A 19,209-nucleotide genomic window follows, 5' to 3' on the forward strand; every position below is an offset into this window, starting at 1 on the left:
GGGATGGCCGTCCGTGAAGTGACGAGCGCGCCAAGCCTGGCGACGCTGTACCCGAAAGCCCTGCTACGTCGCGGCGGCGGCTCGACTCTCCCGAACACCGAGCTGGTGCGTCCGGAGGTCGTCGTGGACCCGGCACATGTCGCGGCCTACAACGAAGTCTGCGGATTCCGCTTCTCGGACGAGCTGCCCGCGACGTATCCGCACATGCTGGTCTTCGGGCTGCAGATGGCGTTGATGACCGAACCGGGTTTCCCGTTCCCGCTGCTGGGCTTGGTGCACGTCGAGAACCGGATCACGCAGCACCGTCCGTTGTTGCTTGGCGAGAAGTTCCGGGTAAGCGTGCGCGCGGAAAACCTGCGCCCGCACGAAAAGGGCAGCCAGTTCGACATGGTGAGCGAGGTCCGCTCCGGCACGGACACCGTGTGGAGCGAGGTGTCGACTTACCTCCGCCGCACCGGCTCGGGTTCTGGCTCTGCTCCGAAGACCCAGCTGACGCCCCCGAAACCGTCCGCGTTGTGGCAGGTCCCGGGAGACATCGGCCGCCGCTACGCCGAGGTTTCCGGCGACCGCAACCCGATCCATCTGCACCCGCTGACCGCGCGCCTGTTCGGCTTCCCGAAGGCGATCGCGCACGGCATGTGGACGAAGGCGCACGCGCTGGCGTCCTTCGAGGGCAGGCTGCCGGACGCGTACAGCGTCGCGGTGCGGTTCAAGCAGCCGGTGCTGCTGCCTGGTCGCGCGGCTTTCACGACCTGGCAGACCGACGACGGGTGGGCCTTCGAGCTGTGGCACGCGCGGAAGCCGAAACCGCACCTGGACGGGGTGATCTCAGCCCGCTGAGGGCTTCCAGACCTGCCCCTCGACGAGGTCGTTGAACCCGAGCCACACCAGGTTCATCAGCCAGGACGCGAGCACGCCGTCGGAGATCTCCGGGTGGTCCAGTGCCCAGTCGGCCAGCGATTCCGCCGCGCCGACCAGCGCCGCGGCCAGGCCGGGCCCGGAGAACTCCGTCTGCTCGCCGAGGCCCTTGCGGGTGCCCGCGGCCACCACGAGCGCCGCGACCAGTTCGATCGCGCGCGTGCGCATCGCGGTGATCTCCGCCGCGAACCCGCCGCCGACGGTCAACGCCTGGCGGTGCAGCACTGTCCAGGACTCGCGGTATTCGGCGACGAAGCGGTAGAACGAGCGCAGGCCGTGCCACAGCTGCATGTCCGGCGGGAGATCGGGCTGCACGCCGGCCTGGATGGCTTCCAGCAGGCGGGTCGCCTCGCGCTGGATGCTCTTGCCGAAGAGGTCTTCCTTCGAGCCGAGGTAGGTGTAGATCATCGGCTTGGAGACGCCCGCGACCTCGGAGATCTCGTCCATCGACGCCGAGTGGTAGCCGTGCTGGGAGAACACCTGTACCGCGGCGTCCAGGATCTGGCGTTCACGGACCGCTCTCGGGAGCCGTCTCGCTCGCTCGGGTGGGCGCTGGTCTTCGTCGGACACGGTGGTTGTTTCCTCCCTCTCGCTGGCACGGACGGTACCCGTCCCCAGGTCGGCGGCGTTGCTTGCCGCGCTACCTACTCGCCGGTAGCCTTACGGCGGAAAGTTCCGGAAGGGGTGGAAGATGGCCGACAACCCGGAGGCGACCAGCTCTGACCTGGCCGGCCTGCGCGGGGTCGCGCTGCTGGACGCGCTGGACCGCACCGAAGCCGTCGACGCGAGCGCGCTCGACGTCAACGCGGTCGCGGACGCCATCGATCCCCGAGAGCTGGGCCGCTCCGACATGAACCGGCTGCTGGCGACGCTGATGCGGCTGTCGGAGCAGGTGCCGGCGTTCTCGCTGGACAAGGTCGACCCGACGAAGTTCGCCACGCTGGTCGCGCGGGCGTCGCGGGCACAGCTGGAAGCCGTGGTCGCCGAACGTCCGCTGCGCGAGCGGGTGCTCGACGAGATCTTCGCGCGCATGGGAGCGCACATCCGTGCGAAATCGTTGCGCGCGGTGGTGCACTGGCGGCTGTCCGGCGGCACCGGCGACGGCGGCTACGACCGCTACGAGACGGTGCTTTCCGACGGAACCTGCACGGTTTCCCGCGAAATGCGCGAGAAACCCCGCGTGACGATTACGCTTTCGCCCGTGGACTTCTTCCGCATCATCACCCACCAGGCAACGCCCGCGGTCCTGTTCGTCACCGGAAAACTGAAGGTCAAGGGCGACCTGGCCTTCGCGGCCGGGCTGGTCGGCCACTTCGACCTCCCCCGACCGGCCTGAGCCGCTCCGGTGTCCCGCTGGCGCTCGCGCATGCGTGCCGCGCACTCACCCGGTGAGCACGCGGTCAACGGTTTCGCCCGCACCCTTGAGGTGGGCAAACTGACCCCGGAGCAGTTCGTGCAGGTCCTGGAGACCCTGCACATGCTCGGCACGGCCGGAGCCGGCATCGACATCGGCTCGCTGACGACCCAGTCCTTGGTGGATGTCGTCGCGGCGGCTTCGCGGGAGCAGCTGAAAGGCATCGCCGACCACGACGAACTGCGCGCGGTCTTCCTGGACGAGATCTTCCGCCGGATGTCAGAACACTTCCGCCCGGACCGAGCCCGGCACGTGGACGTCGTGGTCTCCTGGCGCTTCCCCGCCGGAGACGACTTCGACCGCTACCAAACGGTCATCGAGGACGGCCTGTGCGTGTCGAGCACCGACCTGACCCGCACCCCGGACACGACGATCACGGTGGCGGTGGAGGACTTCATCCGGATGGCGACCGGGAACGCCGCGGTGGCGGCGATGTTCGTGACGGGGAAGGTGAAGGTCAAGGGAGAGTACGCGCCGGCGGTGCGGTTGTCGGGGTATTTCGACATTCCTAAGCCGACTGGGGCGGACTAGCCCGCGACTTCGAGGCTCATCTCCCCACGAGCCAACGGCATGAGGTAGTTCTCCGACAGCCACCGCACCACCGGCACGCACACCGCGTCCCCGAAGCCGAACAAGGCTTGGTTGTTCCGCAGTCCATCCAGCGCGTACTTCCCCGCTCCCATCAGCCGGGCGTACTCGCGGGGCGTCATCCACCGGACCCGCACTGAGCCACGGCCAGCTTGCACGACGGCCTGTTTGGACGACCCGCCGCGGGCAGTGCGTAGGCAGCCGGAGATGTCGTCCGGCCGGACTTCCCACACTGGTTTTCCGTTCCGGGTGCGCCGGTAGGCCGTCCGGTAGACCAGTTTCTTCCCTGCCTGGAGCTGCGTCAGTCGTTCCAGCTGGAGCGGCGACAGCGATCCGATGAACGCGTCGGCACGGGGCGCGGTCCACCAACGTTCATCATCGGCGGAGAGGCGTTCGACGGCGGCGGACAGGCCGGTGACCAGCAGCGGTGGCGGTGTGGGCAAGGAGGCGCGATGTGTCCGCAGGGAAGGGTCGAGCGCGAGCCAAGGAGGGCGTAGCGGCGACGGGGCAGGCGAGTCCGAGGGCGGGTTTTGCGCGCCGACGATGAACAACCTAGGCCGGGACTGCGGGACGAACCGCCGGGCGTCCAGGGTCAAGACATCGGCGGAGTAGCCGAGGCGGTTGAGTTCGCTGATCGCCGCGCGGAGGTCGCCGCCGCCGTGGCTGGTCGCTAGGCCGACGACGTTTTCCAGCGCGACTACCGGCGGACGGTCTTGGCCCAGTTCGTCGAGGATGCGGGTGAATTCCCAGAACGTCGACGAGTGCGAGCCCGCCAGGCCGCGGCGCCAGCCGGCCAGCGAAAGGTCTGTGCAGGGGAAGGACGCCCACGCCAGGCTGAGGCCGGCGGGCAGATCGGTGCCGCGGAGGGCGGCGACATCGCCTAGTACGTACTCGTGCGCGCCCCGGTCGTTGAAGTGCGCCTCGTACATGGCCTGCTTCGCCGGCTCGATGTCGTTGGACCACGCGACGTCGAAGCCGGCCGGTTCGAGGCCTAGGCGCACGAGACCGATGCCGGCGAAAAACTCCGCGGCGGTGGGCTGACCCGGTAGAGGCATGGTGCCAACATTAATGGCGCCGGCGTTCCTTGACGGTCTCGATCACCCGCAACGCGGCGACCTCGGTCGCCTCGTGTTCCCAGATGCGCACCGGCAGCCAGCCCGCTTCGAGCAGCACCGCGTCGGTATTCGCGTCCCGGCGGCGGTTGGTTTCGATCTTGGTCCGCCAGTAATCGGCATTGTTCTTCGGCCACGTGCCGTGTTCCGGGCAGCCGTGCCAGAAGCAGCCGTCCACGAAAACCGCTACCCGGGAGGGGCCGAACACCAGGTCAGCCTCGCGGCGGACGCCTTTCACCGGACGGCGGTGCACTCGATAGCGGTACCCGGCGGCGTGCAGGATCTTGCGCAGCGCCATTTCGATCCCGGTGTTGCGGGACTTCTGTTTGCTCATGCGGGCGCTCACCGCGGAAGTCGTTTCCAGCCGCTCCACGGGAGTCATTGTGGCAAAGGCTCAGCCTTCGACGATCCGGCCTTCGATCACCGGGTGATTCTTCGCCGGCCGCGGTTCCTCCTCGACGACCTCGCTGTCCACCACCATCACCGGGCCGCGGCGCTGGTTGGCGTACCGGATGGCGCGCTTCTCCGCGCGGCGCAGCCACAACCGCCGGGCGATCGAACGGGTCGGGGGCAGCAGAAACAGCAGGCCCAGCACGTCGCTGACGAAGCCGGGGATCATGATCAGCACGCCGCCGAGCGCGACGAGCATGCCGTCGGTCAGCTCTTTCTCCGGGTTGCGGCCGGACTGCGCGGTCGCCATGAACGCGCGCATCGCCTTGCCGCCCTCGCGGCGGGCCAGCCACGAGCCCACGAACGCGCCCGCGATCAGCAGAGCGATCGTGCCGAGCACACCGACGACCGAGCCGACCGCCCAGATGGCGGCGACTTCAGCGATGACGTAGAGCAGGAACACGACAGCCATACCCAGTGAACGAACGAGTGCCGTGTTTTGCTCCCGGGTGCGAAAAAGCCCAGGTCAGAGGGTATTCAGGAACGCGGTCACCTCGCGTGGCGAGCGCAGCAGCACCTGCCGCGCGGACGGGGCTTCGGCGGCGATCCGCCGCAGCATCAGCGGGCGGCGGGTCGGCCACTTCCAGATCCACTGGACCAGTTCGGCGTCGATCTTCGACACGCATCCGGGAGCCTGCGTTTCCTGGCCCCATTCGCGCAGTTGCCGGCGCACGACGCGGTACAGGCAGGTGTAGCGCGACGCGTCCAGCAGCACGACGGTGTCGGCGAACGGCAGGCGCAGGTCGAAGGTCCTGCTGTAGTTGCCGTCGATCACCCAGCTGTCCGTGCTCGCGGCCTCGGCGACGGCGGCGCGGAACTCCTCGCGCGGAGCCTCGACCCAGCCGGGACGCCAGTGGAGCCGGTCCAGGTGCGTGACCGGGATGTCGAGGGCTGCGCCGATATGCCTGGCCAGGGTGGATTTTCCGGCCCCGGAGCACCCGGTGACCATGATGCGTCGCCCCATGGCGGGCAGCCTAGAACTAGATCGGGAGGAAACTCGCGGCAATTAATCCGAGCACCAGGAGATCCGGGCCCCGGACGAGTTGCCGCACCAGGCCGGCGGGGATGAGGACGCCCTCGTACAGCACCATCCCCATCGAGCTGAAGTCCAGCGGGCCGCGGGTCACCGAACGTACCGCGGACAGCGCGGCGATCAGAACGGCCACGATCGCGCTGACTGAAGCCGGGATGCCCAGCAGCAGGACGACGCCCGCCCAGAGCACGGCCAGCAGGCAGAGAAAAGCGCAGGTCACGGCATTTAGGCGCAGGTTCGACGCGTCAAGCCAGCGGCGCAGTCCGGGCACTCGATGCAGCTGCGCGACCGGCGCGGTGAACGGTAGCAGCGCCAGATAGCCGCCGACGCCGAGCAGCCACACTGACGTCACGGCGGGGAAGGTCGCGTGGGTCGCGACTACCGCGAGTGCCAGGAAGACCGGCAGGCCGAGCGCGGACCGGCGCGCGAGAGTCCCCGTGACGACATACCGGGTGACGATGAAGCGCCCGGCCAGCGCGTTGCGCCACGGCACTGGGCGTCCGGCCGGGAGCAGTGCCCAGACGTCCAGGAAGGCGGCGGACGTCCGGCGCACCATGCGTTCGGCGTAGTGCCGGATCAAGGTGTCGCGAGAAGCCGTGTGCGGCACGGAAGAAGACCGGGCCAAAGCGACCGACGCGAGGCCGGCCGCGACCACGTATGTCCACAGTGGAACGATCAGCGGCAGCGCCAGGGTAAGCGGGAGAAGGGATTCGCCCGGGAACGAACGGCGGCGGCCCATCGTCAAGGCCAGCGCGGCGACGACTACGAAAAGCGCGATCGGGCCGACGAGTGAGCTGGGGAAACCGATCAGCATCCCGGAAACGGCGAAGAAATACGCGGCGACCGCGAACCGGGCGGCCCAGTCCAGTACGAGCCGTCGGGTGAGCACGACAGGGCGCTGACCGTCGAAATCGTCCCAGGTCAGCGTCGCCGGATGGGCCCACAGATAGCCGCGGCGCAAGGTCGCGCGCCACGCCAGCGCCAGGCCGGTGCACAGCACGAGCACGCTGCCGAGCGCGCCCACCGGGGCACCGCCGATCAGTTGGCTCCGCACCAGTTCGGTGTTGTAGAACGGCGACCCCAGCAGCCCGACCGCGATGACCAGCGCCAGGACCAGGTCCGGCCGTTTCACAGGTCCACCACGTAGTCCGCGACCTCGTCCGCGAGCGGCGGGTGATGGCTCGCCACGACGACCGCAGCGCCGCGTTGCGTGCTGGTGGTGACCAGGGTGGACAGCCAGGCCCGGCCCTCGGCGTCCAGGGCGCGTTCCGGTTCGTCTAGCAGCAGCACTTCGTGCGGCCGCGCGACCGCGGCGTGCAGCAGGAGGCGACGGCGTTGTCCGGCGGACAGTTCCGCCGCGGGCACATCGGGAGCCGGGACCGGGCCTTCGGCCAGCTCGCCGCCGAAGGAATTGCGCAGCAGATCGAGATGCTGGCGCGGGGTGAGTTCGTCGAAGAGCGCCGAATCGTCGAAAAGCACGGAAACCCGGCGGCGGAAAGCGGCGGACCGCTCATCGGGCGGCCCGCCGCAGACGGATACGGAACCGGACGTCGGCTCCTGATTCCCGTAGAGACAACGCAGCAACGTCGATTTGCCCGCTCCGTTGGCACCGCGGACGACCAGGCATTCGCCGGCGTCGACGGCCAGGTCGAGACCGCTGAACAGCGCTGTCTCGCCCGCGGTGACTCCCAGTTCTTGAGTGGTGATGAGCACGAAACCCCCTCGGCTGATCACCCCAAGATAGTCACTTCAAGTACGCCTCCGCTTGCAGCGTGAACAATTCCGCGTACCTGGCATCGGCCGCCATCAGCGCTTCGTGCGTGCCGTATTCCGCGACCTTCCCGTGGTCCAGCAGCAGAATTCGCTCGGCTTGGCGGACTGTCGAGAACCGGTGCGAGATGTACAGCGTCGTCCGCCCGCGCGACAACGTGTGCAGCCGGTCGAACAGGTCGTGCTCGGCTTGCGCGTCCAGCGCCGAGGTCGGCTCGTCCAGGATCAGGATCGGGGCCTCGCGCTGGAAAGCCCTGGCCAGCGCGATTTTCTGCCATTCCCCGCCGGAGAGCGACACGCCCTGGTCGAACCACCGGCCGAGCGGGCTGTCATACCCCGTCGGCAGCCGGGCGATGCGCTCGTCGGCTCCGGCGCGGCGGGCGGAGTCCTCGATGTGCTCGCGATCGGTGAGCCGGTTCAGGTCGCCGAGGCCGATGTTCTCCGCCGCGGTTCCCTGGTAGGTCACGTAATCCTGGAACATCGCGCTGATCCTGGTACGCAATGCGACCGGGTCGTACTCGCGGATGTCCACGCCGTCCAACAGGATCCGGCCCGCCGTCGGGTCATAGAGCCGGCACAACAGCTTGAACAGCGTCGACTTGCCCGCGCCGTTGCGGCCCACGACCGCGACGGTTTCGCCGGGACGGATCTCGAAACTCACCCCGTGCAATGCCGGTTCGTCCGCGCCTGGGTAACTGAAGCTCACCGACTCGAACTGGATGTGTCCTTCCACAGTGGACGGAAGTGGCCGGGGTTTCGCCGGTGCGGTGATCTCCGGTTTGGTGTCGAGGAATCTGTACAGCGTGTCCAGATAGAGATTGTTCTCGTACATCCCGGAAAACGCGGTGAACAACCCGGTCACCGAGGTTTGCACGGACGTCGCGGCGGCGGTGTACAGCGCCAGATCGCCCAGCGTGAGCCTGCCGCCGACCGCTTCCAACGCGATGTACAACGCGATCCCCGAGCCGACCAGGGTGCTCAGCAATCCCCACGACGTCGAGCTGACATTCCGCTTCACCGTCAGCTTCCGTTGCCGTTCGTAAGCCACCACGCCGAGCTTCCGGAACCGGTCCACGAAGTACGGGCCGAGGCCGAACAGCTTGGTCTCCTTGGCATACGTGTCCGTGGTGACCAAAGAGGACAGATAGTCCATCCGCCGTTTGATCGGCGACATCATGAACGTGAGCCAGAACGCCCGCGAACCGTACTTCGACTGCGAGATGAACGCCGGAATCGGGGCCAGCAAGGCGACCAGCGCGAGCAGCGGACTGATCGACACCAGCAACGCGATCATGCTGGCGAAAGTGATCATCGTCCGGATCAGGCCGAGTGCCGAGGTCATCATCGACAACGGACGCGTCGGCGCTTCCTGCGCGGCTTGGCGCAGCATGTCGTAGGAAGTCGAACCCTCGAAGTACGCCAGGTGCAGGTCGCTCGCGTGCTGCATGACCTGGTGCCGGATGGAGAGCGTCATCCGTTCCTGCAGCAGGGATTGCGCGATCGTGGTGATCGCGCTGCTGATCGCGGTCGCCGCCAGCACGCCGAACTGGAACAGCGTGATGCGCACGATGTCCGCGGTCGACCCGCGCTGCTGGATCGCCGCGACCACCGAGTCCAGCAGGATTTTCGCGATGTACGCGGTGACCGTCGGCAGCAGTCCGGAGGCCATCGTGACCACCACGAGCAGGATTGTCAGCGTCGGACTGGCCTGCCAGGTCAGCTTCGCGACCTTCGGCAGGCCGCGGACGGTGCCTGCCACCGAAGTGCGCATCCGGGACAGCCGCGCCCGCAGGCCTTTCGGTTGTTCCGGTTGTTCCGGTTCCGGGATGTCGACCGGTCCGGTGAGTCCGCTGTCCGGCACGGATTGCGCCATCCGGCGGCGACCGCGGCGGCCGAGGGCCAGCTCGATCCCGCCCCCACCGCCGGGGATCACGCCAGCACCGAACCGTGCAGGAAGACGTCGATGACCTCGTCAGTAGTCGGGGAACCGGGCATCTGACGGGATTGCGTGAACAGCAGCGCCAGGAACAGCGAAGCGGCCTTGTCGACCGGCAGTCGCAGCCGGGCGGAGTCCGGGACGAACAGTTCCCGCACCGCGCGCTGCATCGCTTCGAGCGACTCGCGGCGGCTGTCCCCGGTCACCGACTTGCGGTTGCGCGCCTCCTCCGCCGACGCGCGCGGCCGCCCTTTCATTGTCGCGGCCATCACCGCGCCCATTCGCTGGAGGTGCGCGTTCATCGCCTCGGCGGCCTCCGCCAGTCGCTTCTCCAACGGCAGCTCGGCCGGGATCTCCCCGATCATCTCCAGTGCCTCCGCCGGATCGAGCGCGGCTTCCACGCACGCGTCGAACAGTTCGTCCTTGTCCTGGAAAACCCGGAAAATGGTGCCCTCGCCGATCCCCGCGGCGCGGGCGATCTGCGCGGTCGTGACCCCGCGGCCGTGCTCGACGACCAGCGGAAGCACCGCGCGCACGATCATCCGCCGCCGGTCGTCCGGCGCCATGCCCGGTGCTCGCTTTCTCGTTTCCATGCGCTCCAAGTTACGGAGTGAGTGCTCACTCCGTCAACTGGGCACAGCGAGGGGCCGCGCCCGCGGGCACGGCCCCTCGGCTCAGTACGTGATCGCGACCGCCGGATCCGCCAGCAGCGCACCGACGTCGGCGAGGAACTCCGACCCCTGCTGCCCGTCGACCACCCGGTGGTCGAAGCTCAGCGACAGCTGCATCACCTTGCGCACCTTGATCTCGCCGTCGACCACCCACGGGGTGTCGCGGATCGCCCCGACCGCCAGGATCGCCGACTCGCCCGGGTTGATGATGGGCGTGCCGGTGTCGACGCCGAACACGCCGACGTTGGTGATCGTGAACGTGCCGCCCAGCATCGCCGCCGGCGTCGTCTTGCCCTCGCGCGCGACGTCGGTCAGTTCGGTGAGCGCGACCGCGAGTTCCTTGAGCGACAAGGAATCCGCGTCCCGGATCTTCGGCACCACGAGACCGCGCGGGGTGGCCGCCGCGATGCCGAGGTGCACGTAGTCCTGGTAGACGATCTCCTGCGCGGCCTCGTCCCACACCGCGTTGACATCCGGCGTGCGCTTCGCCGCGAGGCACACCGCCTTCGCCGCGAACGCCAGCGGAGTGAGCTTGACGCCGTTGAACTCACGCGACTTCTTGAGCTTCTCGCGCAGTTCCATCATCGGCGTGACGTCGATGGTGAGGAACTCCGTGACGTGCGGAGCGGTGTACGCGCTCTGCACCATCGCGGCCGCGGTCGCCTTGCGGACACCCTTGATCGGCACGCGCCGTTCGCGGGTGGCCGGGTCGTAGCCATTCTCCACAGTGGACACTGCGGGAGCGGCCGAACCGTTGGCCGCGCGGTGCACGTCGTCGCGGGTGATCACGCCGCCGTCCGCGCTGCCGGTGAGCGAGCGCAGGTCGACGCCGAGGTCCTTGGCCAGCTTGCGGACCGGCGGCTTGGCCAGCGGGACGTAACCGCCGCGCGGGGTTTCGGCCACCGGCGCAGCCGGAGCCGGAGCCGCGGCAGGAGCCGGGGCGGCTCCCTTACGCGCCCGCCGGGTCGTCCCGGCCGCCTTGGAGCCGTAGCCGACCAGCGGCTTCATCTCCTCCTCGGCCGGAGCAGCCGGAGCGGCCGGAGCGGGCTCAGCCGCGGCGGGCGCGGCTTTCCCGTCCGGATCCACGTCCATGGTCAGGATCGTGGTCCCGACCTCGACCGTCTGCCCCGGCTCCACGTGCAGCTCGGTGACCACACCGGCCCACGGGATCGGCAGCTCGACCGCGGCCTTCGCGGTCTCGACCTCGACCACGATCTGGTTGACCGTGACCGTGTCGCCCGGCTTGACGCGCCAGGCGAGGATGTCGGCCTCGGTGAGCCCCTCCGCCGTGTCCGACAAGGGGAATTGTTTGTACTCGGGCATTTCTGCGGGAACCCCCTTACCAGGCGAGCGAACGGTCGACAGCGTGCAGGACCCGGTCGAGGTCGGGGAGGTAGTGCTCCTCAAGCTTCGCAGGCGGGTACGGCGTGTCGAATCCAGTCACGCGCAGGACGGGGGACTCAAGGGAGTAGAAGCATTCCTGCTGGACCCGGGCCGCGATCTCCGAGGTCAGCGACGATTCCGACGGTGCCTCGCTGACCGCGATGAGCCGTCCGGTCTTGCGGACCGATTCGAACACCGGTCCGAGGTCGAGCGGCGAGAGCGTGCGCAGGTCGATGACCTCCAGCGACTTGCCCTCGCCCTCGGCGGCAGTGGCGGCGTCGAGCGCCACCTTCACCGATGGGCCGTACGCGACCACCGTGGCGTCCGTGCCCGCGCGCACCACCTGCGAAGCGAACACCCGCGACGGCGCCGTCGCGGTGTCGACCTCCATCTTCAACGCACCCGAGTGGTACAGCTTCTTGGGCTCGAAGAAGAGGATCGGGTCGTCCGAACGGACCGCCTCCTGGATGCCCCAGTAGGCGTCCACCGCGTTCGAAATCGACACCACCTTGAGGCCGGCGATGTGCGAGAACAGCGATTCCGGCGATTCCGAGTGGTGCTCCACCGCGCCGATCCCGCCGCCGAAGGGCACCCGGATCACGACGGGCATCTTGACCTTGCCCTGCGTGCGGTAGTGCAGTTTCGCCAGCTGCGAGGAGATCTGGTCGAAGCCGGGGAAGATGAATCCCTCGAACTGGATCTCGCACACCGGCCGGAAACCGCGCACGGCCAAGCCGACCGCGGTGCCGATGATGCCCGATTCGGCCAGCGGCGTGTCCAGCACGCGCTGCTCGCCGAAGTCCTTCTGCAGTCCGTCGGTGATCCGGAAGACGCCGCCGAGCTTGCCGACGTCCTCCCCCATGATCAGGACCTTCGGGTCCTCCTCCATCGCGCGCCGGAGACCGAGGTTGAGCGCCTTGCCGATGGTGAGCTTCTGCAGATCAGTCATCAGTGCTCACCTGCCGCGGCGAACCCGTCGAGATAGGACAGATACTCCTCGCGCTGCGCTTCCAGCACCGGCGAAGGTTCCGCGTACACCTGGGAAAACACCCGGTCCGGCGGCGGCTCCGGCATGTTGAACGTGTAGTCGCGCAGCTCCGCGGCGAACTGGTCGGCCTCGGCCTGGACGCTGTCGAAGAACGCCTGGTCGGCGTATCCGTTGCGAGCCAGGAACGCGCGCACGCGCTCGATCGGGTCCTTGAGCTTCCACTCCTCCAGCTCGTCGGAGAGCCGGTATCGAGTGGGGTCGTCGGTCGTGGTGTGCGCGTCCATCCGGTAGGTGAACGCCTCGATCAGCACCGGGCCGTTGCCGTGCCGGCATTCCTCCAGCGCCCACCGGGTGACGGCGAGGCAGGCGAGGACGTCGTTGCCGTCCACGCGGATGCCGGGGAAGCCGTAGCCCCGGGCGCGCTGGTACAGCGGCAGCCGCGACTGGCGTTCGGTCGGCTCGGAAATCGCCCACTGGTTGTTCTGGCAGAAGAAGACCAGCGGCGCGTCGTACACCGCGGCCCACACGAAACCTTCGTGCACGTCGCCCTGCGAAGTCGCGCCGTCACCGAAGTAGCAGATGGTGGCTTCGCCACCCTCGTCGCCAACTTTGCCTTCGAACTTCTGGCCCATCGCGTAACCGGCCGCGTTGAGCACCTGGTTGCCGATGACGATGGTGTACGGGTGGAACCGGTGGGCCTGGTAGTCCCAGCCGCTGTGGTCCGTGCACCGGAAAATCCCGATCAGCTCGCGCATGTCGACGCCGCGCGTGTACGCGACGCCGTGCTCGCGGTAGCTCGGGAACGCCATGTCCCGCGGCTGTAGCGCGCGACCGGACCCGACCTGCGCGGCTTCCTGGCCGAGCAGCGGCACCCAGATGCCCAGCTGCCCTTGTCGCTGCATCGCGTTGGCCTCGCGGTCCGCGCGGCGCACCAGCACCATGTCGCGGTAGAGGTTCTTCAGCGTTTCGTCGTCGACGTCCTCGACGTAGCGGTCGAACCGCTCGGACGGGACCCGCTGGCCCTCGGGGGTGAGCAGCTGAGTCAGCTCAGCGCCACCTTCGCTTGTCGCTCGCAAACCGGCGATCACCTGTTCAGGGGAAGGCTGGGCCGCTACGGCGGCAGGCCCGTCTCCAGGTTCCGGGTGCGTCCACTGTTCGGACGGCATGAGCTGTTCTCCTCGGTGTCGGCGCCGCGAGCGGCCGCTTGTGGCGGCCACAGCGACTGCACCGGCGGGGACCGGCTCCTCGGGTCCGAGGCTCCCGGCCACCGTCGGCGTTGACGGTTCGTGGCCACATCCTGGCACGAGAATTGCTCCGATGGAGAGCGGCAGTTGCTGATTTGTTGCTGAGAAAACCTCGCTGAACAGGGGAAACGTTTGGAAGGCCGAGGATCGGAGGGGCGACACTCGGGTGCTCAACCGGGGTCCGACCTGGCCTCGTGAGTGGCGATCGCGGTTCTCGCCGGGATCGCCACTCACGACGTTCACTCGTGCCGGTGACGTCGGTCACCGTGGCAAGATGGCGCTGTGGAACAAAAATCCGTACGCGAATCCGTGGTCTCGACGTGGAGCAACGACGTCACGCCGAGCCTGTCCGGTCTGATCGCGATCCCCGCGCTGTCCCCGGCGTTCGACGCGGACTGGGCGTCGACCGGGCATCTCGCCGCCGCCGTCCAGCACGTCAGGACCTACCTCGAAGGGCGCGACCTGCCGGGCGCGCGGATCGAGGTCGTCGAGCTGGAAGGCCGTTCCCCGCTGCTGTACGTCGACGTGCCGGCCACCCCGGGCGCGACCGGCAACAGCACCGTCCTGATGTATGGCCACTTGGACAAACAGCCCCCGGTCGGCGGCTGGTCCGAGGGCCTCGACCCGTGGACGCCGGTGATCCGCGACGGGCGGCTGTACGGCCGCGGCTCGGTGGACGACGGCTACTCCGGGTACGCGGCCAGCGCCGCGCTGGAAGCGGTGCACGCGGCCGGTGGCGAGCACGCGCGAATCGCGCTGCTGCTGGAAACCGGCGAGGAATCCGGCAGTCCGGACCTGCCCGCCTACCTGGAGCACCTGAGCGAACGGCTCGGCGAAGTCGGCCTCGTCGTCTGCCTCGACGCGGGCGGCATGGACTACGAGCGGCTGTGGCTCACCACGAGCCTGCGCGGCATGGTGCACCTGACGGTCAACGTCCAGCTGCTCGCCACCGCGCAGCACTCCGGGCTGGCCAGCGGCGTCGTCGCCAGCTCGTTCCGCGTGCTGCGGCAGCTGCTGGAACGGATCGAGAACGCCGAAACCGGCGAGATCAAGCTGTCCGAGCTGAACGTCGAGGTGCCGGCCAGCCGCCGGGCCGAGATCGAGGCAGTCGCGGAGGTGGCCCCGGACGCGCTGCGCACCGCGTTCCCGTTGGTGAGCGGCGGAAAGACGGTGTCCGAGGACGCGCTTGAGCTGCTGCTGAACAACTACTGGCGGCCGACGCTGTCGATCATCGGCGGCGAGGGGCTCCCGGTGCCCGCCGAAGCAGGCAACGTGCTGCGGCAGAGCACCACACTCACGCTCAGCTTCCGGCTGCCGCCGACCGCGATCGCGGACGAGGCGCTGGCGGCGATCAAGCGCGTGCTCACCACGGACGTTCCGTACGGCGCGAAGGTCACCATCGCTGATGGCCAGCAAGCCGAGAACGGCTGGAACGCGCCGGAGGAAGCCGCGTGGCTGACCGACGCGCTGCGCCGGGTCGACGACGAGGTGTTCGGCCGTCCGCACCGCGCCACGGGCATGGGCGGAACGATCCCGTTCATGGGCATGCTCGGCGAGAAGTACCCGGAGGCGCAGTTCCTGGTCACCGGCGCGTGCGGCGCGGACTCGAACATCCACGTGCCCGACGAGTGGCTGAACCTGGACTACGCCCAGCAGGTCACCGAAGCCGTGGCGCACGTGCTGGACGCGCACGCCCGCGGCTGACCTCGTGAGTGCCTATCGCGGTCAGAACCGCGATAGGCACTCACGAGAACTTGCTCAACGCGTCCGCGACCCGGGTCTGCTCGGGCGCGAACCGCTGGTAGGAGAACGGCGTCTCGTTGTTCCACGGGATCAGCTTGCCCGCCTTCACCGCGGGCAGCTGCTGCCAGGTCGGGACGCCGCCGAGCCCGTCCGGGCCGAGCGACAGCGAGCCGCCGCGCGAGTCGTACATGATCACGTCGGCCGAGTACTTGCCGACGTTCTCCCAGCTCACCTGCTCGTAGTAGCCGCCCTGGCTTTCGTCCGGCTTCTCCGGCAGGACGAACTTCATCCCCTTGTCCTGGTAGTGCTTCGAGGTCGCGAACTTCGTCGGGTTGGCCACGTAGACCGTGTCCTTCTGCGCGGAAAGCAGCACTACCTTGAGCCCGGCCGCCTTCTTGACCGCATCGCCGAACTTGGCGTCCGCGGCCTGGTACTGCTCCTTCGCCTGCTGGATTTCCGGTGCCTCGACGTTCGCGCCGAGCGCCTTCGCGAGCGCCTCGAACTTCGCGATCCCCTGCGGCATCGCGATGTTCTCCAGTCCGATGCCGACACTCGGCGCGGCCTTGTCCACCTTGTCCGCCAAGGTGTCCGGTACGTACCACATCTGCTGCTTCAGGTACATCACGCTGACCAGCAGCTGCGGGTTCAGCGACACGAACTTGTCGAAGTTGAACTCGTTCCAGACGTTGCCCAGCGAGGTCACCGACTTCAGGTCGACGCCGCCCGCCTGCGGATCGGTCTTGCCGTCCGGCAGCCGCGACGGGCCGAAGATGCCCACCGATTTCACGCCGAAGTCCCACAGTGCGGCGGCGGCGGTCACCTGTGCGACGATCCGTTGTGGACGCTCGCCGCTGAGCTTGCGGCCGCGGTCGTCGGTGAAGGACCAGGTGGTGGCGCCACCGGCCGCGGGCTGGTCGTCTTTGTACCCGCAGGCGCTCAGCAGGCCGAGGGTGCCCGCGGCGGCGGTGCCCGCGAGGAAGCCGCGGCGGGACAGCCGCGCCGGTGAGATGGTCATCGGGAACTCCGGAGGATCGGGTGAGGTACCGCCTGAGGTTAGCCTTGCCTTAGGGTAAACGCCATGGTCCTGCTTGGGGAGCGCGTCACATCCCGGCGCTGGGGCGTTCGCGCGACAGTGCTGGTCGCGGCGCTCGTCGCACTCGCCGCGGTGGTGGTGTTGTCCATCGCCTTCGGCTCGAACCGGTTGCCGATCGGCAGCGTCTGGCACGCCCTGTTCTCCTACAGCGGTACGTTCGACGACGTCGTGATCCGCGACGACCGGCTGCCGCGGACGCTGCTCGGGCTCGCTGTCGGCCTCGGGCTCGGGCTGGCCGGCGCGCTGCTGCAGGCGATCACCCGCAACCCGGTCGCCGACCCCGGCCTGCTCGGCATCAACCACGGCGCGGCGGTCGCGATCGTCCTGGGCGGCGCGGTGTTCTCGGTGTCTTCGCCGCAGCAGCTGGTGTGGTTCGCCTTCTTCGGCGCGCTGGCCGGCACGGTCCTGGTCACGGTGATCGGCGGCTCGGTGAGCCCGCTGCGGCTGGTGCTCGCGGGCGTGGCGGTACAGGCCGTGTTCGTCGGGATCAACCAGGGCATGCAGATGATCAACACGCACAATCTCGACCAGATGCGGTACTGGCTCGTCGGCTCGCTGGTGAACCGGAGCCTCGACAGCCTCGCCGGACTCCTGCCGTTCTTCCTGGCCGCCGTGGTGCTCGCGGGAGCGCTCGCCCGGCCGCTCAACGCAGTCGCGCTCGGCGACGACAGCGCGCGCGGACTCGGCGCGAACCCGGCGCTGACCCGCGCGGCCGGCATGATCGCGGTCGGCTTGCTTTCGGCGACCGCGACCGCGGCATGCGGGCCGATCGCCTTCATCGGGCTGATGATCCCGCACGTCGTGCGCGCGCTGGTCGGCCAGGACGAACGGTGGGTGCTGCCGTTGTCCGCGCTGCTCGGGCCGGTGTTGCTGCTCGGCTGCGACGTGCTCGGCCGGCTGCTCGGCGGCAGCGGCGAAATCCAGGTGGGCGTGATGACAGACGTGATCGGCGGGATCGCCTTCGTGATCGTGGCGCGGCGGCTCAAGGCGGTGCGGCGATGAGGACGTGGGTGGTCGTCGCAGTGCTGACCTTGATGGCCGCGGTGCTCTTGGTGCTTGCCGTGGGTACCGGTGATTACGAGATGTCGCCGGTCGAAGTCCTGCGCACGCTCGCCGGGTCCGGCACGAAGGCGCAGTACCTGGTGGTCACCGGCCGGCTGCCGCGCGCGTTGGTGGCGATTCTCGTCGGTGTCGCGCTCGCGCTGGCGGGCACGGTTTTCCAGACGGTGACGCGGAATCCGCTCGGCAGCCCGGACATCATTGGTTTCACCACCGGCTCGGCGACCGGCGGGATCATGATGATCCTGCTGTTCGGCGCGGGTCCCGGACTGGTCTCCGTCGGCGCGATCGTGGGCGGGCTGCTCACCGCCGCGCTGATCACCGCACTCTGCGCTCCGCACGGTCTGCTCAGCTCACGGCTGGTGCTGCTGGGCATCGCGGTGAGCACGGTGCTCGCTGGCGTGAACAGTTACCTTCTGGTGCAAGCGAAACTCGAGGCCGCGGCACAGGCGGTCGGCTGGCTGACCGGTGACCTCGCGGGCCGCGACTGGAACTACTTCATCCCGTTGTGCCTGGCCGTCCTGGTGCTTTCGCCGTTCATCTTCGTGCACCAGCCCGCGCTGCGAATGCTGGAAATGGGCGACGACGCCGCTGTCGCCGTAGGTGTCGCGGTGCCACGAGTGCGCGCGGTGGTGCTGTTGGCAGCGGTCGCGCTGGCCGCTTCCGCGACCGCTGCGGCTGGGCCGATTCCGTTCGTCGCCCTTGCCGCACCGCAACTCTCTCGCCGCCTGACCCGTCGGCCGGGCCCGAACCTGCTCGCCTCCGCGGTGATGGGCGCGGTGCTGGTGCTGGCGGCGGACTTCGTGGGCCAACGGGTGCTGGACGCTTCGCTGCTCCCGGTGGGCGTGGTCGCGGCCGCGCTGGGTGGCGGGTATCTGTTGTGGCTGTTGGCAGTTTCCCGCCGTCGCCAGACCGCGTGACTACGCCATCCTGGTCAGTTCCACCAAGACATCCAAAGTGGACTGACTGGCTCCGGTGAAGATCCCCTCAACGGAGCCGCATCGCGTTCGTCGGGTCGTGCGCCCACCAGCCACCGGCCCACACGTCGACCCAGGCGTGGCTTTCACCTTCTCGCCGAGCTTGGCCTCCGGTTTGGTGTGCAGGTACCCCGAGCATCACCAGCGAGACATGCGCGAAGTCCTCGCGCACCCGCCACGAGTCGGTCCCCCGGCCTGGTATTTCAACTGCTCCTGTTTGGACAGTTCCTGGTCGTTCGGCGGGCGGCGTCATGTACTCCGTGCGCTGATCGCGGACGGTCGGCGCGTGCAGATCGAACGAGGTGACGTCGGTGCCCCAGTAATCGGTGTTGCGACAGGCCCGGGTGGCGTCGCGTACCGGTAGCCGGTCCGGTGCGTCACGGCGACGTGTGGAGGTACTGAATGGACACTGCTCCCCGACTTCCTTGATCGCTTCCTGCAAGTCTGTGCGCGAGGCCCGAGCGGGCCGTGCCAGCATGGTCGAGTTTTGCCACCGCGCTGTTCGCGGCGGTCGAGTGTCCGCCGGAGCTCGTCGAAGTACTCCAGCGAGCACCGCTTCTCGTAGTCGCCGAGCAGCTCGGCGTGAATCCCTTGGAATTGTTGACCGAGGCAGCCGTGGTGCGGCGCTGAACTCGATACTCAGCCGGTACCGATGTCCGAAGAGCGCGTTCTGTACTGACCGAGCGGAGGGGGACTCGTGAGGTCTGGAAGCGGAGCCGGGCCTGGACGCGCTCTGGCCGGTCCGGGTGGCCACCGCAGTCATCGACCTATCGTGGTGATCAGCGATCCACAGGTTGTGGACTAGTGCATGCGTTCCGCTGGACGGTCCC

Annotated in this window: 19 protein-coding genes; 6 read left to right on the top strand and 13 right to left on the bottom strand. The window is 68.5% G+C overall.

Features of this window, described 5'->3' with window-relative positions; genetic code table 11:
• The first annotated feature begins 3 nt into the window (after window positions 1–3).
• Window positions 4–840, top strand: a complete 837-nt coding sequence (locus BM362_RS05235) for a MaoC/PaaZ C-terminal domain-containing protein (RefSeq protein WP_093572341.1) — start codon at window positions 4–6, stop codon at window positions 838–840.
• Here BM362_RS05235 and BM362_RS05240 read toward each other — a convergent pair.
• The gene (locus BM362_RS05240) at window positions 829–1,488 is read right to left on the bottom strand and encodes a TetR/AcrR family transcriptional regulator (protein ID WP_093572342.1); all 660 of its coding nucleotides are present in this window, start codon (window positions 1,486–1,488) and stop codon (window positions 829–831) included. The two genes, BM362_RS05235 and BM362_RS05240, sit on opposite strands and share 12 nt — an antisense overlap.
• Before the next feature lie 121 nt (window positions 1,489–1,609).
• On the opposite strand from BM362_RS05240, the gene BM362_RS05245 reads away from it, so the two are divergent.
• Window positions 1,610–2,254, top strand: a complete 645-nt coding sequence (locus tag BM362_RS05245) for an SCP2 sterol-binding domain-containing protein (protein ID WP_093572343.1) — start codon at window positions 1,610–1,612, stop codon at window positions 2,252–2,254.
• 30 nt (window positions 2,255–2,284) lie between these two features.
• The gene (locus BM362_RS05250) at window positions 2,285–2,863 is read left to right on the top strand and encodes an SCP2 sterol-binding domain-containing protein (protein ID WP_067577677.1); all 579 of its coding nucleotides are present in this window, start codon (window positions 2,285–2,287) and stop codon (window positions 2,861–2,863) included.
• Here the strand turns inward: BM362_RS05250 and BM362_RS05255 are convergent.
• From BM362_RS05255 to pdhA, 11 genes are all read right to left on the bottom strand, one after another.
• Window positions 2,860–3,975, bottom strand: coding sequence for a DNA cytosine methyltransferase (locus tag BM362_RS05255; protein WP_093572344.1), 1,116 nt, complete (start codon window positions 3,973–3,975; stop codon window positions 2,860–2,862). The genes BM362_RS05250 and BM362_RS05255 overlap by 4 nt on opposite strands.
• 10 nt (window positions 3,976–3,985) lie before the next feature.
• Window positions 3,986–4,414, bottom strand: a complete 429-nt coding sequence (locus BM362_RS05260; protein WP_093572345.1) for a very short patch repair endonuclease — start codon at window positions 4,412–4,414, stop codon at window positions 3,986–3,988.
• Window positions 4,415–4,426: 12 nt separating this feature from the next.
• On the bottom strand, window positions 4,427–4,894 hold the full coding sequence (locus tag BM362_RS05265) for an FxsA family protein (protein WP_067577658.1): 468 nt from the start codon (window positions 4,892–4,894) through the stop codon (window positions 4,427–4,429).
• A 54-nt stretch (window positions 4,895–4,948) separates the two neighbouring features.
• A complete protein-coding gene (locus BM362_RS05270; protein WP_093572346.1) occupies window positions 4,949–5,446 on the bottom strand; it encodes a P-loop NTPase family protein in 498 nt (165 codons plus the stop codon).
• Between the two features lie 16 nt (window positions 5,447–5,462).
• Window positions 5,463–6,647, bottom strand: coding sequence for a hypothetical protein (locus BM362_RS05275; RefSeq protein WP_093572347.1), 1,185 nt, complete (start codon window positions 6,645–6,647; stop codon window positions 5,463–5,465).
• Window positions 6,644–7,249: an ABC transporter ATP-binding protein gene (locus tag BM362_RS05280; RefSeq protein ID WP_093572348.1), complete on the bottom strand. Its 606-nt coding sequence runs from the start codon at window positions 7,247–7,249 to the stop codon at window positions 6,644–6,646. Before BM362_RS05280 ends, BM362_RS05275 begins: the two co-directional genes overlap by 4 nt.
• A 10-nt stretch (window positions 7,250–7,259) precedes the next feature.
• A complete protein-coding gene (locus BM362_RS05285; RefSeq protein ID WP_093572741.1) occupies window positions 7,260–9,194 on the bottom strand; it encodes an ABC transporter ATP-binding protein in 1,935 nt (644 codons plus the stop codon).
• Window positions 9,195–9,214: 20 nt separating this feature from the next.
• A complete protein-coding gene (locus BM362_RS05290; protein ID WP_167545246.1) occupies window positions 9,215–9,787 on the bottom strand; it encodes a TetR/AcrR family transcriptional regulator in 573 nt (190 codons plus the stop codon).
• A gap of 108 nt (window positions 9,788–9,895) precedes the next feature.
• Window positions 9,896–11,215: a dihydrolipoamide acetyltransferase family protein gene (locus BM362_RS05295; RefSeq protein WP_093572350.1), complete on the bottom strand. Its 1,320-nt coding sequence runs from the start codon at window positions 11,213–11,215 to the stop codon at window positions 9,896–9,898.
• A 16-nt stretch (window positions 11,216–11,231) separates the two neighbouring features.
• The gene (locus tag BM362_RS05300; protein ID WP_067577648.1) at window positions 11,232–12,224 is read right to left on the bottom strand and encodes an alpha-ketoacid dehydrogenase subunit beta; all 993 of its coding nucleotides are present in this window, start codon (window positions 12,222–12,224) and stop codon (window positions 11,232–11,234) included.
• Window positions 12,224–13,429 (bottom strand): pyruvate dehydrogenase (acetyl-transferring) E1 component subunit alpha, encoded by a 1,206-nt coding sequence (gene pdhA / locus BM362_RS05305; protein ID WP_067577646.1) that lies wholly within the window; start codon window positions 13,427–13,429, stop codon window positions 12,224–12,226. The genes BM362_RS05300 and pdhA overlap by 1 nt, the downstream gene beginning before the upstream one ends.
• A 360-nt stretch (window positions 13,430–13,789) precedes the next feature.
• Between pdhA and BM362_RS05310 the strand changes: the two genes are divergently transcribed.
• Complete coding sequence (locus tag BM362_RS05310) at window positions 13,790–15,211, top strand: M20/M25/M40 family metallo-hydrolase (protein ID WP_067577644.1); 1,422 nt, start codon at window positions 13,790–13,792, stop codon at window positions 15,209–15,211.
• Between the two features lie 40 nt (window positions 15,212–15,251).
• Here the strand turns inward: BM362_RS05310 and BM362_RS05315 are convergent, their stop codons facing one another.
• Window positions 15,252–16,265, bottom strand: a complete 1,014-nt coding sequence (locus BM362_RS05315; protein ID WP_067577642.1) for an ABC transporter substrate-binding protein — start codon at window positions 16,263–16,265, stop codon at window positions 15,252–15,254.
• Window positions 16,266–16,328: 63 nt separating this feature from the next.
• Between BM362_RS05315 and BM362_RS05320 the strand changes: the two genes are divergently transcribed.
• Complete coding sequence (locus BM362_RS05320) at window positions 16,329–17,345, top strand: FecCD family ABC transporter permease (protein ID WP_067577640.1); 1,017 nt, start codon at window positions 16,329–16,331, stop codon at window positions 17,343–17,345.
• On the top strand, window positions 17,342–18,322 hold the full coding sequence (locus tag BM362_RS05325) for a FecCD family ABC transporter permease (RefSeq protein ID WP_093572351.1): 981 nt from the start codon (window positions 17,342–17,344) through the stop codon (window positions 18,320–18,322). Before BM362_RS05320 ends, BM362_RS05325 begins: the two co-directional genes overlap by 4 nt.
• Window positions 18,323–19,209 lie beyond the last annotated feature (887 nt).

The organism is Amycolatopsis rubida, from assembly GCF_900115345.1.
GTDB classification, from domain to species: domain Bacteria; phylum Actinomycetota; class Actinomycetes; order Mycobacteriales; family Pseudonocardiaceae; genus Amycolatopsis; species Amycolatopsis rubida.